Annotated in this window: 24 protein-coding genes; 17 read left to right on the top strand and 7 right to left on the bottom strand. The window is 62.4% G+C overall.

Annotated features, from left to right (window positions below):
- Positions 1 to 21 precede the first annotated feature (21 nt).
- From EGJ27_RS09135 to EGJ27_RS09105, 7 genes are all read left to right on the top strand, one after another.
- Entirely contained in the window at positions 22 to 1029 is a 1008-nt protein-coding gene (locus EGJ27_RS09135) for a PleD family two-component system response regulator (protein WP_125830404.1), read from the top strand.
- 110 nt (positions 1030 to 1139) lie between these two features.
- Positions 1140 to 2235 (top strand): peptide chain release factor 2 gene (gene prfB, locus EGJ27_RS09130; protein ID WP_125830403.1). Its coding sequence is split into 2 segments (ribosomal slippage): positions 1140 to 1211 and positions 1213 to 2235, totalling 1095 coding nucleotides; the frame shifts between segments, so codons are not numbered across the junction.
- 113 nt (positions 2236 to 2348) lie between these two features.
- Positions 2349 to 3851 (top strand): lysine--tRNA ligase, encoded by a 1503-nt coding sequence (gene lysS / locus EGJ27_RS09125; RefSeq protein ID WP_125830402.1) that lies wholly within the window; start codon positions 2349 to 2351, stop codon positions 3849 to 3851.
- Positions 3852 to 4031: 180 nt separating this feature from the next.
- Positions 4032 to 4757, top strand: coding sequence for a TetR/AcrR family transcriptional regulator (locus EGJ27_RS09120; protein WP_125830401.1), 726 nt, complete (start codon positions 4032 to 4034; stop codon positions 4755 to 4757).
- A 62-nt stretch (positions 4758 to 4819) separates the two neighbouring features.
- On the top strand, positions 4820 to 6097 hold the full coding sequence (locus tag EGJ27_RS09115) for a flavohemoglobin expression-modulating QEGLA motif protein (RefSeq protein WP_125830400.1): 1278 nt from the start codon (positions 4820 to 4822) through the stop codon (positions 6095 to 6097).
- Positions 6098 to 6250: 153 nt separating this feature from the next.
- On the top strand, positions 6251 to 7129 hold the full coding sequence (locus EGJ27_RS09110) for an alpha/beta hydrolase (protein ID WP_125830399.1): 879 nt from the start codon (positions 6251 to 6253) through the stop codon (positions 7127 to 7129).
- 90 nt (positions 7130 to 7219) lie between these two features.
- Positions 7220 to 7522 carry a hypothetical protein gene (locus tag EGJ27_RS09105; RefSeq protein WP_125830398.1) on the top strand — a complete coding sequence of 101 codons (303 nt, stop codon included), beginning with the start codon at positions 7220 to 7222 and terminating at the stop codon, positions 7520 to 7522.
- Between the two features lie 403 nt (positions 7523 to 7925).
- Here the strand turns inward: EGJ27_RS09105 and EGJ27_RS09100 are convergent, their stop codons facing one another.
- The 3 genes from EGJ27_RS09100 to EGJ27_RS09090 all read right to left on the bottom strand — a co-directional run bounded on the left by EGJ27_RS09100 (position 7926) and on the right by EGJ27_RS09090 (position 9799).
- Positions 7926 to 8708, bottom strand: a complete 783-nt coding sequence (locus EGJ27_RS09100) for an OmpA family protein (RefSeq protein ID WP_125830397.1) — start codon at positions 8706 to 8708, stop codon at positions 7926 to 7928.
- Between the two features lie 56 nt (positions 8709 to 8764).
- On the bottom strand, positions 8765 to 9178 hold the full coding sequence (locus EGJ27_RS09095) for a DUF4398 domain-containing protein (protein ID WP_125830396.1): 414 nt from the start codon (positions 9176 to 9178) through the stop codon (positions 8765 to 8767).
- A gap of 276 nt (positions 9179 to 9454) precedes the next feature.
- Positions 9455 to 9799, bottom strand: a complete 345-nt coding sequence (locus EGJ27_RS09090) for a pilin assembly protein (RefSeq protein WP_125830717.1) — start codon at positions 9797 to 9799, stop codon at positions 9455 to 9457.
- A gap of 246 nt (positions 9800 to 10045) precedes the next feature.
- Between EGJ27_RS09090 and ppc the strand changes: the two genes are divergently transcribed.
- From ppc to EGJ27_RS09050, 7 genes are all read left to right on the top strand, one after another.
- The gene (gene ppc, locus EGJ27_RS09085) at positions 10046 to 12682 is read left to right on the top strand and encodes a phosphoenolpyruvate carboxylase (RefSeq protein WP_125830395.1); all 2637 of its coding nucleotides are present in this window, start codon (positions 10046 to 10048) and stop codon (positions 12680 to 12682) included.
- 270 nt (positions 12683 to 12952) lie between these two features.
- A complete protein-coding gene (gene adk / locus EGJ27_RS09075; RefSeq protein ID WP_125830393.1) occupies positions 12953 to 13600 on the top strand; it encodes an adenylate kinase in 648 nt (215 codons plus the stop codon).
- An 87-nt stretch (positions 13601 to 13687) separates the two neighbouring features.
- A complete protein-coding gene (gene tsaB / locus EGJ27_RS09070) occupies positions 13688 to 14362 on the top strand; it encodes a tRNA (adenosine(37)-N6)-threonylcarbamoyltransferase complex dimerization subunit type 1 TsaB (protein WP_125830392.1) in 675 nt (224 codons plus the stop codon).
- A gap of 189 nt (positions 14363 to 14551) precedes the next feature.
- Entirely contained in the window at positions 14552 to 14863 is a 312-nt protein-coding gene (locus EGJ27_RS09065) for a hypothetical protein (protein ID WP_125830391.1), read from the top strand.
- Between the two features lie 2 nt (positions 14864 to 14865).
- Positions 14866 to 15729 carry a DUF72 domain-containing protein gene (locus EGJ27_RS09060; protein ID WP_125830390.1) on the top strand — a complete coding sequence of 288 codons (864 nt, stop codon included), beginning with the start codon at positions 14866 to 14868 and terminating at the stop codon, positions 15727 to 15729.
- A 63-nt stretch (positions 15730 to 15792) separates the two neighbouring features.
- Complete coding sequence (locus EGJ27_RS09055; RefSeq protein ID WP_125830389.1) at positions 15793 to 16626, top strand: oxaloacetate decarboxylase; 834 nt, start codon at positions 15793 to 15795, stop codon at positions 16624 to 16626.
- A gap of 2 nt (positions 16627 to 16628) precedes the next feature.
- Positions 16629 to 17318 (top strand): extensin family protein, encoded by a 690-nt coding sequence (locus tag EGJ27_RS09050; protein ID WP_125830388.1) that lies wholly within the window; start codon positions 16629 to 16631, stop codon positions 17316 to 17318.
- Here EGJ27_RS09050 and EGJ27_RS09045 read toward each other — a convergent pair.
- On the bottom strand, positions 17315 to 17941 hold the full coding sequence (locus EGJ27_RS09045; protein ID WP_125830387.1) for an energy transducer TonB: 627 nt from the start codon (positions 17939 to 17941) through the stop codon (positions 17315 to 17317). The genes EGJ27_RS09050 and EGJ27_RS09045 overlap by 4 nt on opposite strands.
- A gap of 96 nt (positions 17942 to 18037) precedes the next feature.
- Between EGJ27_RS09045 and EGJ27_RS09040 the strand changes: the two genes are divergently transcribed.
- A complete protein-coding gene (locus tag EGJ27_RS09040; RefSeq protein ID WP_125830386.1) occupies positions 18038 to 18832 on the top strand; it encodes a class I SAM-dependent methyltransferase in 795 nt (264 codons plus the stop codon).
- 3 nt (positions 18833 to 18835) lie between these two features.
- Here the strand turns inward: EGJ27_RS09040 and EGJ27_RS09035 are convergent, their stop codons facing one another.
- Positions 18836 to 19468: a TetR/AcrR family transcriptional regulator gene (locus tag EGJ27_RS09035; protein WP_125830385.1), complete on the bottom strand. Its 633-nt coding sequence runs from the start codon at positions 19466 to 19468 to the stop codon at positions 18836 to 18838.
- Between the two features lie 91 nt (positions 19469 to 19559).
- Between EGJ27_RS09035 and EGJ27_RS09030 the strand changes: the two genes are divergently transcribed.
- Positions 19560 to 20660, top strand: a complete 1101-nt coding sequence (locus tag EGJ27_RS09030) for an efflux RND transporter periplasmic adaptor subunit (RefSeq protein ID WP_125830384.1) — start codon at positions 19560 to 19562, stop codon at positions 20658 to 20660.
- A gap of 5 nt (positions 20661 to 20665) precedes the next feature.
- Positions 20666 to 23743: an efflux RND transporter permease subunit gene (locus tag EGJ27_RS09025; RefSeq protein ID WP_125830383.1), complete on the top strand. Its 3078-nt coding sequence runs from the start codon at positions 20666 to 20668 to the stop codon at positions 23741 to 23743.
- A 234-nt stretch (positions 23744 to 23977) separates the two neighbouring features.
- Here the strand turns inward: EGJ27_RS09025 and EGJ27_RS09020 are convergent, their stop codons facing one another.
- Together EGJ27_RS09020 and EGJ27_RS09015 are read right to left on the bottom strand one after the other, a co-directional pair.
- Positions 23978 to 24667 (bottom strand): DUF4197 domain-containing protein, encoded by a 690-nt coding sequence (locus tag EGJ27_RS09020; RefSeq protein ID WP_125830382.1) that lies wholly within the window; start codon positions 24665 to 24667, stop codon positions 23978 to 23980.
- 72 nt (positions 24668 to 24739) lie between these two features.
- Entirely contained in the window at positions 24740 to 25144 is a 405-nt protein-coding gene (locus tag EGJ27_RS09015; RefSeq protein WP_125830381.1) for a YbaY family lipoprotein, read from the bottom strand.
- Positions 25145 to 25203 lie beyond the last annotated feature (59 nt).

The raw sequence follows: 25203 nt of genomic DNA, 5'->3' as shown, positions 1-25203 counted from the left end.
CCGGTGACCAGGAGACGCTTCATGCATGAATTGCAGCTCGAAGAGCTTAAGGCCCCGGACGATGAATCTGTGATGGTACTGCTGGTGGATGACCAAGCCATGATCGGCGAAGCCGTTCGGCGGGGGCTGTCCGGTGAAGAAGGGATCGATTTCCATTTTTGCGCCGATCCGCATCAGGCGATCGCCCAGGCGGTGCAGATCAAGCCGACCGTGATTCTCCAGGACCTGGTGATGCCGGGGCTGGACGGACTGACGCTGGTGCGCGAGTACCGCAACAACCCGCTGACCCGCGACATCCCGATCATCGTGCTCTCCACCAAGGAAGACCCGCTGATCAAGAGCGCGGCGTTTGCGGCCGGCGCCAACGACTATCTGGTCAAGCTGCCCGACACTATCGAGCTGGTGGCGCGCATCCGTTACCACTCGCGTTCCTACCTGACCCTGCTGCAACGCGATGAAGCGTATCGCGCGTTGCGGGTCAGCCAGCAGCAACTGCTCGACACCAACCTGGTGCTGCAACGCCTGATGAACTCCGACGGCCTGACCGGCCTGTCGAACCGTCGGCATTTCGACGAATACCTGGAGCTGGAATGGCGTCGGGCAACTCGCGAACAGACCCAGCTGTCGCTGATGATGATCGACGTCGACTACTTCAAGGCGTTCAACGATGGCTTTGGACATCTGGAAGGCGACGAGGCGTTGCGTCAGGTCGCCAAGGCGATCCGCGCCAGCTGCAGCCGACCGTCCGACCTGCCGGCGCGTTACGGGGGCGAAGAGTTTGCGATGGTGCTGCCGAGCACCTCGCCCGGCGGTGCCCGGTTGCTTGCCGAAAAACTACGCCAGAGTGTGGTGGGCATGAACATCCCGCACATAGCGCCGACACCGGGTTCGAGCCTGACCGTAAGTATTGGCGTGGCGACGATGACGCCGCAGCCGGGCACCAACAGCCGCCAGTTGATTCTCGATGCCGACAAGGGGCTGTATCAGGCCAAGAACAATGGGCGCAATCAGGTGGTGGTCGGCGGATAACCACCTGTCACAGGCGTTTTACATCAGGGCTGCCCAACGGGCTGCTTTCGCTGTGCCGCCTTGTGTATACTCGTCGGCTTTGAAAATTTCGCCTGCGAGTGCTGCCCACCATGGAAATCAACCCGATCCTAAACAGCATCAAGGACCTGTCCGAGCGCTCCGAAACCATTCGGGGGTATCTTTGACTACGATCACAAACATGATCGTCTGACCGAAGTAAACCGCGAGCTCGAAGATCCTGCTGTCTGGAACAACCCCGAGTACGCCCAGAACCTTGGCCGCGAACGCTCGCTGCTGGCGCAGATCGTCGATACCCTCGACGAGATGAAGTCCGGCCTCGCCGATGCCAAGGACCTGCTGCTGATGTCCGCCGAGGAAGAAGACCAGGCCGCCGTCGATGACGTCGCCGCTGAAGTCGAGCGCCTGCGCGAATCGCTGGAGAAGCTGGAATTCCGCCGCATGTTCAGCGGCGACATGGACCCCAACAACGCCTACCTGGACATCCAGGCCGGTTCCGGCGGTACTGAAGCGCAGGACTGGGCCAACATCCTGTTGCGCATGTACCTGCGCTGGGCCGACAAGCGTGGCTTCGACGCCACCATCATGGAACTGTCCGCCGGCGAAGTCGCCGGGATCAAGGGCGCTACCGTGCATATCAAGGGTGAATACGCCTTTGGCTGGTTGCGTACCGAAATCGGCGTACACCGTCTGGTGCGCAAGAGCCCGTTCGACTCCGGTGCGCGTCGCCATACGTCGTTCTCGGCCGTGTTCGTGTCACCGGAAATCGATGACAACATCGAGATCGAGATCAACCCGGCCGACCTGCGCATCGACACCTATCGCTCCTCGGGTGCCGGTGGTCAGCACGTCAACACCACTGACTCGGCGGTACGTATCACCCACGTTCCGACCAATACCGTGGTCAGCTGCCAGAACGAGCGCTCCCAGCACGCGAACAAGGACACCGCCATGAAAATGCTGCGGGCCCGTTTGTACGAGCAGGAAGTGCAGAAGCGCAACGCCGCTTCCCAGGCGCTGGAAGACACCAAGTCCGACATCGGCTGGGGGCATCAGATCCGCTCCTACGTTCTGGACGCCTCGCGCATCAAGGACCTGCGGACCAACGTCGAGCGCAGCGACTGCGACAAGGTGCTCGACGGCGATATCGACGAATACCTGGTGGCAAGCCTCAAGCAAGGGCTCTAAGGCACGCGCTGCAGGGCTATGGGCCTGCAGCGTCGTCCGGGGCGGCGATCCGCCTTGCCCGCGAACCCCGGCCACGCCGGGGGCAACGAATCTGTGATGGAATATCTAAAGACATGAGCGACCAACAACTCGACCCGCAAGCCCTGCAACAGGAAGAAAACACCCTGATCGCCCTGCGCAAGGAAAAGCTTGCTGCCGAGCGCGCCAAGGGGCAGGCCTTCCCGAACGACTTCCGCCGTGACAGCTACTGCAATGACCTGCAGAAGCAGTACGCCGACAAGACCAAGGAAGAACTGGCCGAGGCGGCGATTCCGGTCAAGGTTGCCGGTCGCATCATGCTCAACCGTGGCTCGTTCATGGTCCTTCAGGACATGACCGGTCGCATTCAGGTCTACGTCAACCGCAAGACCCTGTCCGAAGAGACCCTGGCCGCCGTCAAGACCTGGGACCTGGGCGACATCATTGCTGCCGAAGGCACCCTGGCCCGTTCCGGCAAGGGCGACCTGTACGTCGAGATGACCACCGTGCGCCTGCTGACCAAGTCGCTGCGCCCGCTGCCGGACAAGCACCACGGCCTGACCGACACCGAACAGCGCTACCGCCAGCGCTACGTCGACCTGATCGTCAACGAAGACGTGCGCGAAACCTTCCGCATTCGTTCTCAGGTCATCGCCCACATCCGCAGCTTCCTGATGAAGCGTGACTTCCTGGAAGTCGAAACGCCGATGCTGCAAACCATTCCAGGCGGCGCCGCGGCCAAGCCGTTCGAGACCCACCACAATGCGCTGGACATGGAGATGTTCCTGCGTATCGCGCCGGAGCTGTACCTCAAGCGTCTGGTCGTCGGTGGTTTCGAGAAGGTGTTCGAGATCAACCGCAACTTCCGTAACGAAGGCGTCTCGACCCGTCACAACCCCGAGTTCACGATGCTTGAGTTCTATCAGGCGTATGCGGACTACGAAGACAACATGGACCTGACCGAGGAGCTGTTCCGCGAGCTGGCCCAACTGGTACTGGGCAGCACCGATGTGCCTTACGGCGACAAGGTGTTCCACTTCGGCGAGTCGTTCGTGCGCCTCTCGGTGTTCGACTCGATCCTCAAGTACAACCCCGAGTTGACCGCTGACGACCTGAACGACATCGACAAGGCCCGCGCCATCGCCAGGAAAGCCGGCGCCAAGGTGCTGGGCTTTGAAGGGCTGGGCAAGTTGCAGGTAATGATTTTCGAAGAACTGGTCGAGCACAAGCTGGAGCAGCCGCACTTCATCACCCAGTACCCGTTCGAAGTGTCGCCGCTGGCCCGTCGCAACAACGACAACCCGAACGTCACCGACCGTTTCGAGCTGTTCATCGGTGGCCGTGAAATTGCCAACGCCTACTCCGAGTTGAATGACGCGGAAGATCAGGCCGAACGCTTCCAGGCACAGGTGGCCGACAAGGACGCCGGTGATGACGAAGCCATGCACTACGACGCCGACTTCGTTCGCGCGCTGGAGTACGGCATGCCGCCGACGGCGGGCGAGGGCATCGGCATCGACCGCCTGGTGATGCTGCTGACCAACGCACCGTCCATTCGCGACGTGATCCTGTTCCCGCACATGCGTCCGCAGGCGTAACAGGTTCCGCAAGAGCCGCCCCATCCGGGGCGGCTTTTTTGTGTCAGTCGACGCGATACGTTGCTGTGTGCGGGAGCAACGCGCTTGCCCGCGACCGGTGCGTCTCGTGTCATGTGCCGGAACCAGCTTCGGCGTCGCGGTTCAGGTTGTGGCTAAAGAACGATTCAAAGGGATCAGGTCGTGAAAATCGCGCAAGAAGGCGCTGCCGGCGTTGCCACGGCGGTGGCCAGGAGTGTCAGGTATCAAGGCCGCAAGGCCAGCCGTGAAGGCAGTGAACAGCGTCGCCAGCAGATTCTCGATGCCGCCATGCGCATCGTGGTTCGCGACGGAGTTCGCGGCGTGCGCCACCGGGCCGTCGCCGCCGAAGCCGGTGTGCCGCTGTCGGCCACCACCTATTATTTCAAGGACATCGATGACCTGCTCACCGATGCCTTTGCCCAGTACGTGCAGCGCAGCGCGGCCTACATGGCCAAGCTGTGGCAGAACACCGAAGTCATCCTGCTCGATATGTTGCGTGGCAATTCCGGCAACCCGGCCGACCGTTTTCGCCTGGCCGACGACATCGCGCAGATGGTCATGGAATACATCCGCCATCAACTCCAGACCCGTCGCGACTACCTGATGGCCGAACATGCCTTCCATCAGGAGGCGCTGATCAACCCCAGGCTGGCGCCATTGGTCATGGCTCATCAGGAGATTCTCCTGCAGGGCAGCTGCCAGTTTTTCCAGGTGATCGGCTCGTCGCAGCCCGATCAGGACGCGCAGGTGTTGACGGGGCTCATCCGCCGGATGGAATATCAGGGCCTGCTGCACGGCCCTGATCATCAGGCCGATGCCGAGATATTGAGTATTCTCACGCGCCAGCTGCGGCTGGTGCTGGGTACGCCTCAGCGTGCTCAAGGGTGACCGGCGGTCGCCCCGTTGTGGCGCGTGATCCGCGCGTCGCCAAATAACCCAAGGAGTACCGGGTGGACGAGTACCAGCAGACTATTCGTACTTTATCGGACCGGATCGTCGCGGCGCAGACGCCGATTCGGGTACTGGATGCGGTGAAATGGGACGAGAACGTGCGCAACGAGTTCCTCGCCGCCAAGGGCAAGGCGCTGCCCGCCGTGGACCGCGCGTACTACGCGAACCGCCCGCTGGGCTTTGATTCCAGCGACCTCAAGCAGGAATTCCAGAACATCGAGCGTGATATCACCCGGCAACTGGGGCAGTTCAACCCGGTCGGGCAGATCATGCGCCGCATGTGCAAGGAATACCGCATGGTGGTGCGCATGCTCGAAGCGCGCGGCACTCCGGATTTCGGATTGATTTCCCAGGAGCTGTACGGCGCGGCGTCCGATGCTTTCCATGCCGGCGATCCGACCCTGGCCGACCTGGGCCTGATGCTGTCCGATTACCTGAACAATATTGCCGGGCGTGGCGACCTCAAGGACGAAGCCAAGGAGCTGACCGCCAAGGATGCGGTGGCGATGTTGCAAAGCCGCCTGAATCGTACCTTTGGCGAGGCCGAAGAAACGATTCGGGTGTTCGAGTCCGACGGGATCGTCGCCGACGCGGCGGCCGGTGCCGACTACATCAAGATCCGCAGCGACGCGATGTTCAACGAGCGTGACGTGCGGGCGCTGGAAGTCCATGAAGGGCTGGTGCACGTCGGCACCACGCTCAATGGTCAGAATCAGCCGATCTGCACCTTCCTGTCCAAAGGCCCGCCGTCGTCGACCGTGACCCAGGAAGGGCTGGCGATCCTGATGGAAGTCATCGCCTTCGCGTCCTACCCCAGCCGCCTGCGCAAGCTGACCAACCGCACGCGCGCCATCCACATGGCAGAGGAGGGCGCCGATTTCCTGCAAGTGTTCGAGTTCTATCGTGAGCAAGGCTTCGGCATGCCGGAAAGCTACGGCAACGCCAGTCGCGTGTTCCGTGGCTCGGTGCCTAACGGCCTGCCATTCACCAAGGACTTGTCCTACCTCAAGGGCTTCATCATGGTTTACAACTATATTCAGTTGGCCGTGCGCAAGGGCAAGCTCGAACAGGTTCCGTTGCTGTTCTGCGGCAAGACCACGCTGGAGGACATGCGCACCCTGCGCCAGCTGGTGGATGAAGGCCTGGTGGTTGCACCCAAATACCTGCCCGACCAGTTCCGCGACATGAACGCCTTGTCGGCCTGGATGTGCTTCTCCAACTTCCTCAATCACCTGAGCCTGGACCGGATCGAAGCGGATTATTCCAATATTCTCTAGACGATGAATCTGTATGCCAATACCGGCCCTGTCCCTGTAGGAGCCAGCGGGCGGCGATCCGTCTTGCTGGCGAAGCGTCAGACCAGACAATTCAATTCGCTTCGCCGCCCGGTCCGCTCCCACGATAATCAGCATCCAACCAAGGAACGTTCTTTGAAGCTGCTCGGTATCCTGACCTTGTTTCTCAGCCTCACCGGCTGCAGCTCGATGCTGTTCTACCCCGAATCCGGCCTGCCGTTCACGCCGGACAAGGCCCGTCTCGAATACCGTGACGTGAACCTGACCGCCGCCGACGGCACCCGCCTGCACGGCTGGTGGCTGCCGGCCAAGGCCGGCGTGCCGGTCAAGGGGACGGTGCTGCACCTGCACGGCAATGGCGGCAATCTGTCCTGGCATCTGGGCGGCAGCTGGTGGTTGCCGGAACAGGGTTATCAGGTGCTGTTGCTGGATTATCGCGGCTACGGCCTGTCCGAGGGCGAGCCGAGCCTGCCAGCGATCTATCAGGACATTCAGGCAGCGTTCGACTGGCTGGCTACCTCGCCCGATGTTCAGAGCAAGCCGCTGGTGGTGCTGGGGCAGAGCATCGGCGGCGCGCTGGCGGTGCATTACCTGGCGCAGCATCCGCAGCAACGCGCCAGCCTCAAGGCGCTGATTCTGGATGGAACACCGGCCAGTTATCGAGATGTCGCCCGCTATACGCTGGGCACTTCGTGGCTCACCTGGCCGTTGAAAACGCCGCTGTCCTGGCTGATTCCGGACGACGACAGCGCGCTCAACGGTCTTTCGCGGCTGGCAGGCACGCCCACGCTGATCTTCCAGAGCATGGACGACACGCTGGTGCCGATGGATAACGGCATCCGGCTGTACCAGGCAGCACCGCCGCCCCGCGTCCTGCAACTGACGCGGGGCGGACATGTGCAAACCTTTTCCGACCCGACCTGGCGTCAGGTGATGCTGCGCTACCTGGAAGACCCGCAGCATTTCAACGGCCTACGGCGACTGGCCGAGGTGCCGAATTACCCGAAGCCGTAGCAGCGCGTCTGCCCGCGATGCGGTCTTGCCAGCACAAGGTCGCGGGCAAGCGCGCTGCTACCGTTCACCGAACCGACATCGAGCCACTCCATGACCGAAGAACGCAACCTCATTCCTATGATCCTTACCGGCATCGGCACCATCATCGGTACCGTCGGCTGCCTGTGGTACTACGGCTACCTGCACTTCGCCAAACCGGAGGACGCCCTGCAACTGAACCAGTTCACGTTGCTCAAGACCGTTCCCGGCGAAGACTACCGCGCCAGCCTGACCCCCGCCGCCGAAACGGCCCAGTGCATCGACGGCGTGCTGGTGCTGTTCGATACCAGGCAAAAGGGCTTGTCGGGTGTGCTGGTCAATGGGCGCAAGCAGGTGGTGAGGTGTGCGGGGTAGGGCGGTCAGGCGCGTTTGATTACGTGGACGGAGCCAACTGCCTTTAGCTTCTCACCCGGCTAACGGTTGGTCTCTGTGGGAGGGAGCGTCTGCTCGCGACGGCTGACTGTCAGGCGCTCGATAAGCGTCGGACATACAGGCCCCGTCGCGAGCTACGCTCTCTCCCACACGTTTTGCACCGGTCCGCTACAGGCACGACGCCAACCTTGTAGGAGCGGACCGGGCGGCGTTCCGCTTGTTCGCGAAGCGGCCGGTGCAGCCACCGCATAGTTGTCGTCTGGAATTCCGTATTCGCGAGCAAGCTCGCTCCCACAGGTCATCGCAAGACAGTTCCTCTGACCCGTGGCGCAAAAAAGCCCCACCTGCATGACACAGGTGGGGCCTGGGTGTAGCCGTCAGTCGATTACTGCATCGACGAACGCGGTGCGACCGGCTGGTTGTCGTTGGAGATGGTGACTTCCACACGACGGTTCATGGCGCGACCGGAGTTGCTGGTGTTGTCGGCAACCGGGAATTCCTTGCCGTAGCCCTGGGCCACGATACGGGCCGGGTCTACGCCCTGGCGTACCAGTGCGGCGCGTACCGAATTGGCGCGGCGCTCGGACAAGGTCTGGTTGTAAGCCGCGGAACCGGTGCTGTCGGTATAGCCTTCGACGATCACCTTGCGATCAGGGTTTTCCTGAAGGAAAGCGGACAGCTTGCCGATGTCGCCCTGGGCGCCCGGCTTGAGTTCAGCCTTGTTGTAGTCGAACAGCACGTCGCCAAAGGTGACCATGGTGCCGCGTTCGGTCTGCTTGGCGTTCAGGCTGTTCTTCAACGCAGCGATCTGCGCGTCACGGGCTTCCAGACGGGCCTTGGCGCGGTCTGCCGAAGCGTTCTGCAGCTGGGCTTCGGAGGTGCGCAGGTTGATGGTCTGCTTGGCCAGCTCGATGCGCTGGTTGGTCAGATAAGCCAGCTGGTCAACCTTGGCTTCGTTTTCCTTGTCGCGGAACGCCTTGTCGGCCTTGTCCAGCCACTCGCTGGCGTCTTTGGTTTCAAGCGCCGCGACTTTGGTGGATTCGGGGTTGGTCTGCAGGGCAGTGAAGTTGCTGCGCGCCTGCTCCAGGTTTGGATTCGGCTTGGTGGCACAGGCAGCCAGGGCAACGCTCATGGCCAGCATGGCAGGGATCATAATGTGTTTGCGCATAATAGGGTCGTCCTTTTAATCAATTACCAATGCATGAAAAACGTAGGCCGGGGTGCTTACTGCACCTGACGCAGGCCTTCCTCACGTAGTTCGTTGACACCCTGACGGGCGTCCTGCACGGCTTTGTCAGCCTTGGCCGCCTGCGCCTTGCGCTCGGCTACACGAGCGTCCCACTCAGCCTGTTCGGCCAGCCTGCGCGCTTCGTCGTAATGCTTTTCCTGCATGGCCAGCTCAGCCTGCTTGAGTTTGTCCTGAGCCGACTTGGTTTCCACCGCGGCGAACTCGGTACCGCCCGCGCTGACGGCGCTGTTGACCGCAGACTGGGTGACCGCGTACTGCTCGGTCGGCGGATTACCTGCGCAACCGGCGAGGATGAAGGTGCTACCCAGAGCCAGCGCGGCCAGTTTCAGTCCGCGCAGGCCTTTGAACTTGGTGTTGGCAGTAGGGGTGTTCATCGTGATCAACTCCATTGTCTGACTCCAAACGAGGTTATCCATGACAGTCATTCTTTTTGGCTCGCCGGCTCAGGGTAGAGGCCTCTGACGTCGCGCGGGCTTCGCTGTAATGGTTAAAAACTCCGACCTGCCGCTTTTTTGAATAGTTCATTCGAATGTGGATCGCATTTTTCCGGCCTTTTCGAACCAGGCGTGAATCTGACGCTGGCGCATTGACACGAAAACGCACAGGGCCCGCATAGACGGCTGGGCGGGCCACGCTGTAGGACAAACGCTATGGGCAACTGTAAATCAGCCTGCGGAGGCGTCTTCCTTTTCGGACAATTCATGGAGATAGCGTTTCGATAACGCAAGGAAACGTGGTGTTGCTCCGACGTCTTCGTACAGCGGATCACCTTCCTCATCGGTGGCGATCACATGCTGGCCCTTGACGTAGGGAAAGCTCGCTTCGAGTTCTTCAAGGGCCGAGCCGATCAGTTCGCCGAGCAGCTCTTCAGGGTGATGCTTGGGGTACATATCGCAGAGTGCGGCCAGGCGGGCAGCGGATTCCAGGTCGAGATGGATGGCGTATTGCGTCTGAGTCAGGCGTCCCGTGGCATTGCGTTCCCAGTGTTGGGCCAGCTCGCGGATTTTCATATGGACCTCTTCGTTTACTCGCTCATGGCGGGTCTGTTCGATTCGTGAGCCTTTGTGAAGCTCACGCATCAGATTAGACGCGATGTGTCGGTATCGGGATTTGTCGTTGCATTGCTTTTTTGCTGCACTGTTGAGTAGAACGGGTTTGCAATCACCGGTTCAGTCGTGGTGATGTGCAGGCTGCAAGTGGGAGCGGACCAGTCCGCGAACGGGCGCGACCCAACAACAAAAAACGGAGAAGGATCCATGGCCGATATCGATGCGCGGTTGCGTGAGGACGTTCATCTGCTGGGTGAACTGTTGGGCAACACGATCAGCGCACAGCGCGGCGCCGGATTCCTCGACAAGATCGAGCGCATCCGCAAAGGCGCCAAGGCGGGCAGGCGTGGCTCGGCGCAAGGTGCCGAGCAATTGAGTTCAAGCCTGGACAGCCTCCAGGACGATGAGCTGTTGCCCGTGGCGCGGGCGTTCAATCAATTCCTCAACCTGGCCAATATCGCCGAGCAGTATCAGCTCATGCGCCGTCGCGACGACGCTCAGTCGTTGCCGTTCGAATCCCGTGTTCTGCCCGAGTTGCTGGACCGTCTCAAGGCCGCTGGTCACTCGTCCGATGCGCTGGCCCGGCAATTGGGCAAACTCGATATCGAACTGGTGCTGACCGCGCACCCCACCGAAGTAGCCCGACGCACGCTGATCCAAAAATACGACGCCATCGCCGCCCAGCTTGCGGCCCTTGACCACCGTGACCTCAACAGCCTCGAACGCCAGCAGATCACCGCACGTTTGCAGCGCCTGATCGCCGAAGCCTGGCACACCGAGGAAATCCGTCGCACCCGACCCACGCCGGTGGATGAGGCCAAATGGGGTTTTGCGGTCATCGAGCATTCGCTGTGGCACGCAATCCCAGGTTATCTGCGCAAGGCCGATCAGGCATTGCAGGCCGCCACCGGTCTGCACCTGCCGCTGGAAGCGGCGCCGATTCGCTTTGCTTCATGGATGGGCGGCGACCGGGACGGCAACCCTAACGTGACCGCGGCGGTGACTCGCGAAGTCTTGTTGCTGGCACGCTGGATGGCCGCCGATCTTTACCTGCGCGACGTCGACAATCTGGCCGCCGAGCTTTCCATGCAGCAGGCCAATGACGCGCTGCGCGCCAGCGTCGGCGAAAGCGCCGAACCTTATCGTGCCGAACTCAAGCGCCTGCGTGAGCGATTGCGGGCCACACGCAGCTGGGCCAACGACTCTCTGGCCGCGCCACAACCGCTGACGCAGACAGTGTTGCAAGACAACCGCGAGCTGTTGGACCCGCTGATGCTCTGCTACCAGTCCCTGCACGAATGCGGCATGGGCGTGATCGCCGACGGGCCGTTGCTGGACTGCATTCGCCGGGCGGTGACCTTCGGCCTGTTCCTGGCCCGTCTCGACGTGCGCCAGGACTCGACCCGTCACAGCGCGGCCATGAGTGAAATCACTGATTACCTGGGCCTGGGCCGTTACGACCAATGGGACGAACCGACACGTGTCGACTTCCTGCTGCGCGAACTGAACAACCGCAGGCCCTTGCTGCCGGCGCATTTCCAGCCTGCCGCCGATACCGCCGAAGTACTGGCGACCTGTCGCGAAGTGGCGGCGGCACCCGCCGCGTCGCTGGGTTCCTACGTGATCTCCATGGCCGGCGCGGCTTCGGACGTGCTTGCCGTCCAGCTGCTGCTCAAGGAGGCCGGGCTGCTGCGGCCGATGCGTGTGGTGCCGCTGTTCGAAACCCTGGCCGACCTCGACAATGCCGGGCCGGTGATGGAGCAATTGCTGGCGCTGCCCGGCTATCGCGCGCGTTTGCAGGGTCCGCAGGAAGTGATGATCGGCTATTCGGATTCGGCCAAGGACGCCGGCACCACCGCCGCGGCCTGGGCGCAGTATCGTGCTCAGGAGCGGCTGGTGGAAATCTGCCGCGAGCAGCAAGTGGAGCTGGTGCTGTTCCACGGGCGCGGCGGCACGGTCGGCCGCGGTGGCGGCCCGGCCCACGCGGCGATTCTGTCCCAGCCGCCGGGTTCGGTGGCCGGGCGTTTCCGCACCACCGAGCAGGGCGAAATGATCCGGTTCAAATTCGGCCTGCCGGACATCGCCGAGCAGAACCTCAACCTTTACCTGGCCGCCGTGCTGGAGGCGACCTTGCTGCCGCCACCGCCACCACAGCCTTCCTGGCGCAGGATGATGGACCAGCTGGCCGCCGACGGGGTGGGCGCCTACCGTGCCGTGGTCCGTGAACACCCCGAATTCGTCGAGTATTTCCGGCAGGCCACACCTGAACAGGAGCTGGGACGCTTGCCGCTGGGCAGTCGTCCGGCCAAGCGCCGCGAGGGCGGCGTCGAGAGCCTGCGGGCGATTCCGTGGATTTTCGCCTGGACCCAGACGCGGCTGATGCTGCCGGCCTGGCTCGGCTGGGAAACGGCGTTGAGCAAGGCGCTGGAGCGCAATGAGGGTGCGCTGCTGGGGCAGATGCGCGAGCAGTGGCCGTTCTTCCGCACTCGCATCGATATGCTGGAAATGGTCCTGGCCAAGGCCGATGCCGACATCGCCCGGCTCTACGACGAACGTCTGGTCACGCCGCAGCTGCAACATTTGGGTGCACATCTGCGCGACCTATTGTCGCAGGCGTGCGACGTGGTGCTGGGCCTGACCGGGCAGGACCGCCTGTTGGCGCACAGCCCTGCGACCCTGGAATTCATCAGCCTGCGCAACACCTACCTGGACCCGCTGCATCTGCTCCAGGCCGAGCTGTTGGCTCGCTCACGGAATCGCGAAGCGAACCTCGACAGCCCTCTGGAACTGGCCCTGCTGGTGTCGGTGGCGGGCATCGCCGCCGGGCTGCGCAACACCGGCTGATTGCAGGGCTGCGTCGCTGTCCGGGGCAAATTTGCCACGGACGGCGGCGAGGGCAAAGTTTGCAGGCTAGCCTGCTCAAACCGCTTGCCTGGTCCGACCGCCGCAAACCCTCGGCGCATCACCTGTGTGGTGCGACTTTTGGCGTCTTGTGCGGCCTGTGTCGGCTGTGTATCTTGGTCAGCCTTTTGGCCTATTGGCCTGATTCATTTTTTAGATTGGCCAAGCGGCGAATCCGATTATGTCCATAAAAAAAGTTTGAGGAGCATGACGATGCGCGTGATTCTGCTGGGAGCTCCCGGGGCCGGTAAAGGTACTCAGGCAAAATTCATCACTGAAAAATTTGGCATCCCGCAAGTATCGACAGGCGACATGCTGCGCGCGGCCGTCAAGGCTGGCACTGAACTGGGTCTCAAAGCCAAGAGCGTCATGGACGCCGGCGGCCTGGTGTCCGACGACCTGATCATCGGCCTGATCAAAGACCGTCTGGCTCAGCCCGATTGCGTCAACGGCGTACTGTTCGACGGTTTCCCACGCACCATTCCACAGGCCGAAGCCCTGTTGAAAGCGGGTCTGGAGATCGACCACGTACTGGAAATCGCCGTCGACGACGAAGAAATCGTCCAGCGCATGTCCGGTCGCCGTGTTCACGAAGGTTCGGGTCGTATCTACCACGTGCAGCACAATCCGCCGAAGAAGGAAGGCCTGGACGATGTCACCGGCGAGCCGCTGGTACAGCGCAAGGACGACGTCGAAGAAACCGTGCGTCATCGCCTGTCGGTCTACCATTCGCAGACCAAGCCGCTGGTCGAGTTCTACAGCGAACTGAGCCGCAAGAACGGCAAGCCCAAGTGCAGCCACATTGCAGGCGTGGGTTCGGTCGAGACCATCACCGCCAAGGTGCTCGCTGCCCTGAGTTAAGGCCAGCGTATTGTTCGACAATGGCCCGCTTGCGGGCCATTTGTCATTTATACTGCGTCACTTTTTTCAATCACGACGGATACATCGATGACCACCTTGCTGGCCCTGGACACCGCCACTGAAGCCTGCTCGGTCGCTTTGCTGCATGACGGCAACGTGCTGAGCCACTACGAGGTGATCCCGCGCCTGCATGCCCAGCGGCTGTTGCCCATGATCAAGAGCATCCTGGCCGAGGCGGGTATCGGCATGTCGGCGCTCGACGCCATTGCCTTTGGTCGTGGTCCGGGCGCGTTCACCGGCGTGCGCATTGCCATCGGTGTGGTGCAGGGCCTGGCGTTTGCGCTGGAGCGGCCGGTACTGCCGGTGTCGAACCTGGCTGTGTTGGCGCAACGCGCCTTTCGTGAGCACGGCGCCAGCCAGGTGGCCAGCGCCATCGATGCGCGCATGGATGAAGTGTATTGGGGTTGCTACCGCGAGTCCGTTGGTGAGATGCGCCTGATCGGCAACGAAGCGGTTATGCCGCCCGAACAGGCCGGCCTGCCGCTGGATGCGGCGGGCGAATGGTTCGGTTCCGGAACCGGTTGGGGTTACGCCGAACGCATTCCGGTGAAACCGTCTGCCTTTGATGCCAGCCTGTTGCCACACGCCCAGGACCTGCTGACCCTTGCCACGTTTGCCTGGAATCGTGGCGAAGCGGTGCCTGCCGACGACGCGCAACCGGTTTACCTGCGGGACAAGGTCGCCACGCCCAAGGCACGGTGATGGCACGCCACGGATCTGGCGGTCTGCGAGAAAGCGTCAATTTGCCATCTACCTTTCATCGCCTAAATGATCGATGGCGCTCGGCGGTCCAAACATTTTGCAATATGTGTGGTCTAGTTATCGTTCGGGCATTTGCGGATTCCTGATCAGTGACGTTAAATTGCCACTACAAGACGCCGAGTACAAGCGATGCGCATAGACGGACCTACTAACCGCTCCTACCCCATCAAGCGAAAGCCTCAGAAGAGCCCGGCCACGGTCGACGGCACTTTCGAGGAAATCGAAAACGATGCGGAACTCCCTCCGCTGCCTCAGGCTGCCCGCCGCGAGTCCGGCGACGCTCAGATTGGCAACACCGCCAACGTGCCTGCACGTCCGCAAGACATCATCTTCCCGCGCTCGATGAGTACCCGCGTTGCGACTGCACTGGCCAGCTACCTGACCACCGCCAGTTTCGTCGATTGGGATCTTGAAGTATCGGGGCTCGATCTTCACGTCTGAACATGTCTAGCCTTCCGTACTTCCTCGGTTGTCCGTCATGGAGAGACGACAACTGGCGTGACTCGTTCTATCCCGCCGATGCGCGCTCAGGCGACTTTCTGAGCCTGTATGCCCAAGTGTTCAACGCCGTGGAAGGCAACACCACCCATTACGCCCGTCCCAAACCTGCCACCGTGCAGAAATGGGCCGAGGTCATGCCTGCCGGTTTTCGTTTTACCGCCAAGTTCCCTAATGACATCAGCCACGAGGGTGATCTGCGCCTGAACATTCCGGCCGCAGAAGAGTTCGTGCGCCTGTTGGCGCCGTTGGGCGAGCGCGTGACGCCGTACTGGCTGCAACTGTCGCGTGCATTCACACCGGACCGTCTGGCCGAGCTGGCCGGCTTTATCGATGAACTGCAGTTGCCCTTGGCCGTGGAAGTGCGGCATGAGTCGTTCTTTGAAAAAGGCGAGCATGAGCGTGCGCTGAACCGCCTGCTGCTGGATCGCGGCGTCGAACGTGTCTGCCTCGATTCCCGCCCATTGTTCAGCTGCGTTTCAAGTGACCCCGCTGTACTTCACGCCCAGTCGAAGAAGCCCAGACTTCCGGTGCGTCCCGCCGCATTGAGCCAATTCCCTCAAGTGCGCTTCATCGGCGGCCCGGATCTGGCCGCCAACGAAACATTTCTGGTGCAGTGGGTCGAGAAGGTCGCGCAGTGGATCGAAGAAGGCCGCACGCCTTATGTGTTCCTGCATACGCCCGACAACCACCTGGCCCCGGCCCAGGCACAACGCTTTCATGCGCTTTTGATGGCGCGTTTGCCCGGCCTGCCGCCGCTGTTCGAACTGGATCATGGTCCGCAGGTGGAGCAACTGGGCTTGCTCTGAGGTCGGTAGGTGTGGGTTTATAGGGCTCACCCGGTGCTTTACCCACGATCTCGGAGAATACGCATGGACTCGCAACAACTTCTTCGCGCCCAAACCTTCAAGGCTCTGCACGAGCGGGAAGGCGCTTTCGTGATTCCCAACCCGTGGGACGCAGGCTCGGCGAAGCTGCTGGCCTCGCTGGGTTTCGAGGCGCTGGCGACCACCAGCGCCGGGCTGGCGTTCAGCCTGGGCCGCCCCGATGCGCAAGGCGCGATCAGCCGTGATGAAACCCTGGGCAACGTCGCCGCCATTGTCGCTGCCAGCGGCCTGCCGGTCGCGGCCGACCTGGAAAACGGCTTTGCCGACAGCCCCGAGGATTGCGCCGACAACCTGCTCAAGGCGGTGGCGACCGGGATTGTCGGCGCCTCCATCGAGGACGCCACCGGGCAGCCGGACAAGCCCATCTATGATTTCGAGCTGTCGGTGGAGCGCGTCCGGGCGACGGCAGCGGCGGTGCGCGGCCTGCCGTTTCCGTTCCTGCTCACGGCGCGCGCGGAAAACCTGCTCAATGGCCGCCTGGACCTCGACGATACGCTGCGGCGCCTGGAAGCCTACGCCCAAGCCGGTGCCGACGTGCTCTACGCGCCGGGCCTGCGCACTCGTGAAGAGGTGATCGCCGTGGTCCGGGCCGTCGCGCCCAAGCCGGTCAACGTGCTGATGGGGCTGGGCGGCGTGACCCTGACGGTCGCAGAACTGGCCGAATGCGGCGTCAAGCGTATCAGCGTCGGCTCGTCTCTGGCGCGAGCGGCATTGGGCGGTTTGTACCTGGCCGCCGAGGAGATCCGCAACTATGGCACCTTCAACTACGCCGGGCAGGCGCTGCCTTTTGACCGGCTGAATGATCTGTTCAAGGGTTGAGGATGCGAGGATTTCTGCTGTTGCTGCTGGTGTGCGCAGGCGTCGCCGCAGCGATCTGGCGTGGCTGGATCGAGGTTCCGCCACAATGGAACCCTTGGGCGCCGCTGGATGTGCGGGCCGAACCCAACCTGCTGACGCCGTTCAAGCTGTCACGCCTGCAGAATGACCCGACGCTGTGCGATCAGGTTTTGGCCTCGTCCCGACTGCGCTTCAGTCGTCAGGCCGACAGCGCTGCGTCCGCCAAATGCCCGCTGCAAAACACGTTGCGGGTCCAGGGCGGCGAGGTCGCGCTCAGCAGCAGCTTTTTGGCCAGTTGCCCGTTGGCGGTAGCCTACGTGTTGTTCGATCTCCATACCTTGCAGCCCGCCGCGCAGGCGGTATTCGGCCAGCGCGTCGCGCGGATCGACCACCTGGGCAGTTTTGCCTGCCGCAACGTCTATAACCGGGCCAACAGTCGATTAAGCCAGCACGCCAGCGCCAACGCACTGGACATCGCCGGCTTTCGCCTGGCCGACGGGCAGCGGATCAGCGTGCTCAAGGATTGGGATGACAACGGCGAGAAGGGGCGTTTTCTCAAGGAAGTGCGCGACGGGGCGTGCAAGCAGTTCAGCACCGTGCTTGGGCCGGAATATAACGCCGCGCATCGCAACCATTTTCACTTAGACATGGGGCGCTGGCAGGTCTGCCGTTAAGCGGCCAGGCGCAGGTTTTGCGCGATCAGCGGACGTGCCCAGATGACGTCGTAGTCAAAGGCGCGCTGCTGGGAAGCAATGGTTTTCTCATCCAGCGGCAGAGCCGGCTTGTCGGCCAGCTCCCACTCGAATTCGGCAATCGGCAGGTGCAACGGACGCGGATGCGGGCCTGGACCCGGATTGACGCTGTCGTCATAAGGGTTCAGCACGGTGGGGCGAACCCAATGGCTTTCGAATTCCAGAGAGCGTTGTTGTTCGATCAGTTCGCTCATGCTGAACGGTTCGGCCGGAGGCGGCAGCAGGTCCAGTTCGAATTCGGCGATCGGCAGGAACAACGGCTCCGGCGGTTTGACCTCGGTGTCGGTGACCGGGCAACTGCGTTGCTCGACAATCTGGCTCAACGTTTTGGCGCCGGCCACCGGCTCGCCGGTCTCGACATCCACCTCATCAGCCATTGCCGGTTGGGCCGATACTTGGGTTCCATCACCGATCTGCTCGGCCATCGCGCGCGCGAAAGCATCCGACCACAGCTGAGTCACACCACCCAGGGTGCGGCTGTTGCGGATGCTGTAGTCGCCTGCGTGAGACAGGTAGCCGACGGATGATTGAACAATGTCTGACATGGTGATCAGTACCGACCCTGGGTCTGGCAAAATACCGGATACTTCTTTATCGGCAGCTTGCGCCGATCATTAACAATTTTTTGGGCGTGTGTATCCATGAGTGAGCAGCAATCAGGCAGTCGCATCCGGGTCGAGACCCTGGCCGTCGGCGCAGAGGAACAGGCCGCAGGCTGGGCGCAGCGCCTGGGTCTGCCGCTGGTCGACGATCAGGCCGATTTCGCCCTGCAGGTGACCGACGCCGGCTTGCAGTTGCAGCAGCTGGGCGATGACGCGCCAGGCCCGGTGCGGGTGGATTTCGTCGAGGGTGCGGTGGCGCATCGGCGCCTGTTCGGCGGCGGCAGCGGGCAGATGATCGCCAAGGCGGTCGGCGTCCAGCCCGGTGTTCGTCCACGGGTGCTGGATGCCACGGCCGGGCTGGGCAAGGATGCCTTCGTGCTGGCGAGCCTGGGCTGTGAAATGAGCCTGATCGAACGTCAGCCGATCATTGCCGCGTTGCTGGAAGATGGTTTGGCCCGCGGCCGCCACGACAGCGAGGTGGGCGCGATCATCTCCCAGATGCGTCTGCTCACCGGCAATTCCATCGAGCTGATCCGCGCCTGGGCAGGGGAACCGCCGCAGGTGATCTACCTCGACCCGATGTTTCCGCATCGCGAGAAGACTGCTCTGGTCAAGAAAGAGATGCGCCTGTTCCGCCCGCTGGTGGGCGATGACATGGACGCACCGGCCTTGCTGCAAGCCGCGCTGGCGCTGGCCACGCACCGGGTGGTAGTCAAGCGCCCGCGCAAGGCGCCATGCATTGACGGACCCAAGCCGAGTCATGTGCTGGACGGCAAGTCCAGCCGTTACGACATCTACCCCAAGAAAGCACTCAAGCCCAAGGCAGCGGAGTGATCGTCAGGCCCGGTAGGCACGGATGAACAACTCGACGACCTCGCGCACATGACGCTCGGCGCTGGCCTGGTCCGGCAGCTCACCGCAACCGACCATCAGCCGGAAATTGCACACGCCCTTGACCAGAATCAGAAAGTGCTCGGCGGCGGTTCTGGCTGAGGCGAAGCGTAGCTCGCCGCGTTGTGCCAGACGACCCAGCAGCCGTTCCATCTCACCAATGATGCGCGCCGGCCCGGCCTCGAAAAAGATCATCGATAGCTTCGGGTCCTGAGTGCCCAGCGTCACCATCAGTCGATGCAGTTCGAGGGACTCGGGACTGTTGGTCAGCGCCTGGAACGCCCGAGCGATGTCCAGCAGCACATCCTCGACGGGCAGGCTCTCGTCCAGCGGCAGGAACAGCGCAGGCATCTGCTCTTCGCAGCGTGCAACCACGGCGGCGGAAAACAGCGTCTCCTTGTCGGTGAAGTGGTTGTAGACCGTGAGCTTCGATACGCCGGCTTCACTGGCGATGGCATCCATGCTGGTGCTGGCGTATCCCTGACGGATGAACAGATTCTTGGCGGATTCCAGAATCGCTTTGCGCTTTTCCAGGTCCTTTGGGCGGCCTGGGCCGCTCGGCAATGATTGATCGGGCATCGTGTCCTGAATAATGTACTGGTGGGTTTGGTAATTTTTAATATACTCGCCGGTACAAATATTCCAAGCCCGATTTCACGAAGGTCACATCATGTTGCGCCATGCCTCGTCCCTCGTTCTGCCCGTGTGTCTGGTTTCTTTGCTAGCCGCCTGTGGTCAGGAGGTAGCGGCGCCGGTCGTGATCCGTCCGGCCATGGTGGTGCAGCCGGTGCCCGCTTCTCAGGCCATGGACAGCTACCCTGGCGAAGTCCGCGCCCGGTTCGAGCCGCAACTGGCGTTTCGTATTGCCGGCAAGGTCAGCCGACGGCTGGTCGAGGAGGGCGAGCGGGTCAAGGCGGATCAACCGCTGGCCGAACTCGATGCCCAGGACGTGCGTATGCAACTGGAAGCGACTCGTGCTCAGGTCGCAGCGGCCCAGGCCAACCTGCAACTGGTGCGCTCCGAGCGGGATCGCTACAAGGCGCTGCTGGACCGGCAGATGGTCAGTCGCTCGCAGTACGATAACGCCGAGAACCTGTATCGCTCGGGCGAAGCACGGTTGCAGCAGATCAAGGCTGAACTCAGCGTCGCCAGCAACCAGACCAGCTACACGGTGCTGCGCGCGCCGCAGAATGGCGTGATCGCCAAGCGCAGCGTCGAAGTCGGCCAGGTGGTCGCCGCCGGCCAGACGGTCTTCACCCTGGCCGCCGATGGCGAGCGTGAAGTGTCCATCAGCCTGCCGGAACAGAATTTCACCCGTTTCAAGATTGGCCAGCCGGTGGCGGTCGAGCTGTGGACGCAACAGGGCCAGCGCTTGCCCGGGCGCATTCGCGAATTGTCGCCGGCCGCCGACCCACGCTCGCGCACCTTTGCCGCCCGCATCGCCTTTGCCAGCGCTCAGGCGCCCGCCGAACTGGGCCAGAGTGCCCGGGTCTTCATCGCTGCTGAACATGCGGTACCGTTGGCGGTGCCCCTTTCCGCAGTCACCGCAGAGCAGGGCGTGAGCTATGTCTGGCGGGTCAACCCCGACAGCACGCTCAAGCGCGTGCCGGTCCAGTTGGGGCCATACGGCCAGGAATCGGTGCCGGTGCTGGAAGGACTGAGCGCCACGGACTGGGTGGTCGCGGCCGGCGTGCATGTGTTGCGCGAGGGCGAGCAGATTCGCCCGGTGGATCGCAGCAACCGTGTCGTGAAACTGGCTGCCAAGGAGTAGGCGCGATGCACTTCAATCTTTCCGAGTGGGCGCTGCGTCACCGCTCCGTGGTGCTGTACCTGATGATCGTGCTGGCTATCGTCGGCGCGCTTTCCTACACCAAGCTTGGGCAAAGCGAAGACCCGCCCTTTACCTTCAAGGCGATGGTCATCCGCACGCTGTGGCCTGGCGCCAGCGCCGAAGAGGTGGCGCGGCAGGTCACCGATCGAATCGAGAAAAAACTCATGGAAACCGGCGAATACGAGCGCATTGCTTCGTTTTCCCGACCCGGCGAGTCGACCGTGACCTTCGTTGCCCGGGATTCGATCTTCTCCGCCTATTTGCCTGAGCTCTGGTATCAGATCCGCAAGAAAGTCGGCGACATCCGCCACACCTTGCCGCCTGGCGTGCAAGGGCCGTTTTTCAACGATGAATTCGGCACCACCTTCGGCAATATCTACGCACTGACCGGGCAGGGCTTCGATTACGCAGTGCTCAAGGACTACGCCGACCGCATCCAGATTCAGCTGCAACGGGTCAAGGACGTCGGCAAGGTCGAGCTGATCGGTCTGCAGGACGAGAAGATCTGGATCGAGCTGTCCAACGTCAAGCTGGCGACCCTCGGCCTGCCGTTGCAGGAAGTGCAGCAGGCGCTCGAAGCGCAGAACGCGGTGAGTTCGGCGAGCTTCTTCGAGACCGCCAGCGAGCGGGTGCAACTGCGAGTCAGTGGACGGTTCCAGACGGTGGAAGAGATCCGCAGCTTTCCGATCCGCGTCGGCGACCGCACGCTGCGCATTGGCGATCTGGCGGACGTGCACCGCGGTTTCAACGATCCGCCCGCGCCGCGCATGCGTTTCATGGACGAGGAAGCCATCGGTCTGGCGGTCGCGATGAAAGAGGGCGGCGACATTCTGATCCTCGGCCGGGCGCTGGAAGCCGAGTTCGCTCGCCTGCAAAAGAACCTGCCGGCCGGCATGGAGCTGCGCAAAGTGTCGGACCAACCCGCTGCGGTGAAAACCGGCGTGGGTGAGTTCGTCCGGGTGCTGGCCGAAGCGCTGGTGATCGTGCTGCTGGTCAGCTTCTTTTCCCTGGGCGTGCGTACCGGCATGGTGGTGGCGCTGGCGATTCCGCTGGTGTTGGCCATGACCTTCGCCGCCATGTATTTCCTGGGTATCGGCCTGCACAAGATTTCCCTTGGTGCGCTGGTGCTGGCCCTGGGGTTGCTGGTGGACGACGCGATCATCGCCGTGGAAATGATGGCGATCAAGATGGAGCAGGGCTACGACCGGCTCAAGGCGGCCAGCTTCGCCTGGACCAGCACCGCGTTTCCGATGCTGACCGGTACGCTGATCACCGCCGCGGGCTTTCTGCCTATTGCCACGGCATTGTCCAGCACCGGCGAATACACCCGCTCGATCTTCCAGGTGGTGACCCTGGCGCTGATTGCTTCGTGGATAGTCGCGGTGATGTTCGTGCCGTACCTCGGTGACCGGTTGCTGCCGGATCTGGCCAAGCTTCACGCACAAAAACATGGCAACGCCGCACCGGACCCTTACGGCACGCCGTTCTACACCCGCGTGCGCGGCGTGGTGGAGTGGTGCGTGCGGCGCCGCAAGACCGTGATCGTCGCCACCGTGGCGCTGTTCGTGCTGTCGGTGCTGATGTTCCGCTTCGTGCCGCAGCAGTTCTTTCCGGCCTCGGGGCGTCTGGAGCTGATGGTGGACCTCAAGCTGGCCGAAGGTTCGTCGCTGACCAATACGGCCGAACAGGTCAAGCGCCTGGAGCAGATGCTCAAGGATCATCCGGGCATCGACAATTACGTGGCTTATGTCGGCACCGGCTCGCCGCGTTTCTACCTGCCGCTGGACCAGCAACTGCCTGCCGCCAGCTTTGCCCAGTTTGTGGTGCTGACCAAAAGCATCGAAGACCGCGAGGCGTTGCGCAGCTGGCTGATCTCGCACCTGAACGAGCAATTCCCGACCCTGCGTTCGCGAGTCACGCGCCTGGAGAATGGCCCGCCGGTGGGCTACCCGGTGCAGTTCCGGGTCACCGGCGAGCACATCGAGGTGGTACGGGCGCTGGCGCGCAAGGTGCAGGATAAGGTGCGGGAGAATCCGCATGTGTCCAATGTGCACCTGGATTGGGAAGAACCCAGCAAGGTCGTGCATCTGAACATCGATCAGGACCGGGCGCGGGCGCTTGGGGTCACCACGGCGGACCTCTCGACGTTACTGCGCAACTCGCTCACCGGTTCCAGCGTCAGCCAGTTTCGCGAGGATGACGAGCTGATCGAAATCCTGCTGCGCGGCACCCGTGACGAGCGCGAGCAGCTCGGCGCGCTGTCGAGCCTGGCGATTGCCACCCAGCACGGCACCAATGTCGCGTTGTCGCAGGTCGCCACCCTGGAATACGGCTTTGAGGAAGGCGTGATCTGGCATCGCAATCGCTTGCCCAGCGTCACGGTGCGCGCCGATATCTATGGCAAGCAGCAACCGGCGACGCTGGTGCAGCAGATCCTGCCGACCCTTGAACAGGTGCGCAGCGAATTGCCGGACGGTTACCTGCTGGAAGTGGGCGGCACGGTGGAGGATTCCGCTCGCGGGCAGAATTCGGTGAATGCCGGGGTGCCGCTGTTCATCGTCGTGGTGCTGACCTTGCTGATGATTCAGCTGCGCAGTTTCTCGCGCATGTTCATGGTCTTCATCACCGCGCCGTTGGGGCTGATTGGTGTAACGCTGTTCCTGCTTATCTTCAACCAGCCGTTCGGCTTCGTGGCGATGCTGGGGACCATTGCGCTGTCGGGGATGATCATGCGCAACTCGGTGATTCTGGTCGATCAGATCGAACAGGACATCGCTGCGGGGCTGGATCAGTGGCAGGCCATCATTGAAGCCACGGTGCGCCGCTTCCGGCCCATCGTGCTGACTGCGCTGGCGGCGGTGCTGGCGATGATTCCGCTGTCACGCAGCCTGTTCTTCGGCCCGATGGCCGTGGCCATCATGGGCGGCCTGATCGTCGCCACCGCGCTGACCCTGCTGTTCCTGCCGGCGCTGTATGCGGCGTGGTTCCGGGTCAGGAAGACACCTGCGGAGCAATTGCCGTGACGCTCCATGTGGGAGGCAGCGTGCTGGCGACGACGGTGTTTCAGTCACTGCATTTCTGTGACTTCACCGGCCTCGTCGCGAGCAAGCTCCCTCCCACGGGACTTGAGTCAAGCCCGTGGGAGCGGACCGGGCGGCGCTCCGCTCGTGCGCGAAGACATATTTACAGTCGACACATCTGCTTAGGATGTACCGGCCTCGTCGCGGGCAAGGGCGCTCCTACAGGTTTGGTGTCGCTTACAACGCGCCAAACACCTTCTTGGCCAGGCTGGTGGCTGCGGCGGCGGGGTTGGCGCGGATGCTTTCTTCCTGTTTGGCGATCATCTCGAACAGACCGTTGAGCGCCTGCTCGGTTACGTAGCTTTCGATATTCGCGCTCTTGGTGTCCAGCACGCCCAGCGTCGCGGCCTGTCCGGCGAAGGCGTTGTATTTCTGAGCCAGGCCCACTTTATCGGTGGCCTGCTTGACGATGGGCAGGAATTTGGCGCGGATCTGCTCGCGGCTGCTGCTGTTGAGGTATTGGGTCGCTGAGTCCTTGCCGCCGTTGAGAATCGACTTGGCGTCGGCCACGCTCATCTTTTTCACCGCATCGACCAGCAACGCCTGCGCCTGGGGAACCGCTGCCTCGGCCGCCTGGTTCATGCTGGTTTCCAGCTGCTCGACCTGGGCGCCCATGCCGAACTGTTTCATCTTCTTGGCCACCTTGCCCAGATTGCCCGGCAGTTCGATGCGCACCTCCTGGTTATTGCTGAAGCCGCCCGGCACGCCCAGCTGCTTGACGGCGACTTGCGCGCCCTGGGTCAGCGCATCCTTGAGACCGCCGGTGGCGTCGGACTGGGACAGGTCGGCCACCGACAGGGCGAAGACGTTGGCCGACAGCAGCAGGCCCGCGCAAAGGCCGGCAAAGGTAAACGATGGGCGAAGCATGAGAGCATCCTTTTCAGAGGGATCTGCGAAGCAACGCTGCCGGTGTCGGCAGCGCCGTTGGACAAGAGGGTATCAGGGACGCAGCCGCGCCGGGCTCAATCTGATACGCAAAGGCGCGGGATCGGTGCCGTCGAGTTTGACCGCTACCTGTTCGGGATTGGTGAACAGCAGCTTGCCGTCGGCTTCGATGCGCGCATTGATTGCATAGCGATGGCCGGGTTCGATTTGCCGAGGATCGTATTCCAGATGGAAGGGTAGTGGGACCTGGCCTTTGATCTGGCCGCTGTCACGCGCGATGGTCACGGCAGGTGCGTCGGCGCGGGACACGTCCTGCAGGGTGACGCTTAGTGTCGCCGCAGGCGGCAGGGCCGAGCGTTGCAGGTAAAAGACTTCGCCGTCCAGGCTGGACTTTGGCGTAGGCACGGTGCTGCAGGCTCCCAGCAGCGTGGCGGCGAACATGAGGCTGATGGTTTTCATAAAAGATCTCCGTATCGACCACGCCAGATGGAGCCTGGCGTGGTCGGCGGGAATTTACC

The organism is Pseudomonas sp. v388, from assembly GCF_003935425.1.
Classification (GTDB): Bacteria; Pseudomonadota; Gammaproteobacteria; order Pseudomonadales; family Pseudomonadaceae; genus Aquipseudomonas.
This window is presented reverse-complemented; position numbering and strand designations above follow the sequence as displayed.

What these genes read in the sequence shown, in the direction of transcription:
- EGJ27_RS09135 (WP_125830404.1), top strand. Translation starts at nt 22, where the DNA reads ATGCATGAATTGCAGCTCGAAGAGCTTAAGGCCCCGGACGATGAATCT.
- lysS (WP_125830402.1), top strand. Translation starts at nt 2,349, where the DNA reads ATGAGCGACCAACAACTCGACCCGCAAGCCCTGCAACAGGAAGAAAAC.
- EGJ27_RS09105 (WP_125830398.1), top strand. Translation starts at nt 7,220, where the DNA reads ATGACCGAAGAACGCAACCTCATTCCTATGATCCTTACCGGCATCGGC.
- EGJ27_RS09100 (WP_125830397.1), bottom strand. Translation starts at nt 8,708, where the DNA reads ATGCGCAAACACATTATGATCCCTGCCATGCTGGCCATGAGCGTTGCC.
- EGJ27_RS09095 (WP_125830396.1), bottom strand. Translation starts at nt 9,178, where the DNA reads ATGGAGTTGATCACGATGAACACCCCTACTGCCAACACCAAGTTCAAA.
- EGJ27_RS09090 (WP_125830717.1), bottom strand. Translation starts at nt 9,799, where the DNA reads ATGAAAATCCGCGAGCTGGCCCAACACTGGGAACGCAATGCCACGGGA.
- ppc (WP_125830395.1), top strand. Translation starts at nt 10,046, where the DNA reads ATGGCCGATATCGATGCGCGGTTGCGTGAGGACGTTCATCTGCTGGGT.
- adk (WP_125830393.1), top strand. Translation starts at nt 12,953, where the DNA reads ATGCGCGTGATTCTGCTGGGAGCTCCCGGGGCCGGTAAAGGTACTCAG.
- tsaB (WP_125830392.1), top strand. Translation starts at nt 13,688, where the DNA reads ATGACCACCTTGCTGGCCCTGGACACCGCCACTGAAGCCTGCTCGGTC.
- EGJ27_RS09065 (WP_125830391.1), top strand. Translation starts at nt 14,552, where the DNA reads ATGCGCATAGACGGACCTACTAACCGCTCCTACCCCATCAAGCGAAAG.
- EGJ27_RS09060 (WP_125830390.1), top strand. Translation starts at nt 14,866, where the DNA reads ATGTCTAGCCTTCCGTACTTCCTCGGTTGTCCGTCATGGAGAGACGAC.
- EGJ27_RS09055 (WP_125830389.1), top strand. Translation starts at nt 15,793, where the DNA reads ATGGACTCGCAACAACTTCTTCGCGCCCAAACCTTCAAGGCTCTGCAC.
- EGJ27_RS09050 (WP_125830388.1), top strand. Translation starts at nt 16,629, where the DNA reads ATGCGAGGATTTCTGCTGTTGCTGCTGGTGTGCGCAGGCGTCGCCGCA.
- EGJ27_RS09045 (WP_125830387.1), bottom strand. Translation starts at nt 17,941, where the DNA reads ATGTCAGACATTGTTCAATCATCCGTCGGCTACCTGTCTCACGCAGGC.
- EGJ27_RS09040 (WP_125830386.1), top strand. Translation starts at nt 18,038, where the DNA reads ATGAGTGAGCAGCAATCAGGCAGTCGCATCCGGGTCGAGACCCTGGCC.
- EGJ27_RS09035 (WP_125830385.1), bottom strand. Translation starts at nt 19,468, where the DNA reads ATGCCCGATCAATCATTGCCGAGCGGCCCAGGCCGCCCAAAGGACCTG.
- EGJ27_RS09030 (WP_125830384.1), top strand. Translation starts at nt 19,560, where the DNA reads ATGTTGCGCCATGCCTCGTCCCTCGTTCTGCCCGTGTGTCTGGTTTCT.
- EGJ27_RS09025 (WP_125830383.1), top strand. Translation starts at nt 20,666, where the DNA reads ATGCACTTCAATCTTTCCGAGTGGGCGCTGCGTCACCGCTCCGTGGTG.
- EGJ27_RS09020 (WP_125830382.1), bottom strand. Translation starts at nt 24,667, where the DNA reads ATGCTTCGCCCATCGTTTACCTTTGCCGGCCTTTGCGCGGGCCTGCTG.
- EGJ27_RS09015 (WP_125830381.1), bottom strand. Translation starts at nt 25,144, where the DNA reads ATGAAAACCATCAGCCTCATGTTCGCCGCCACGCTGCTGGGAGCCTGC.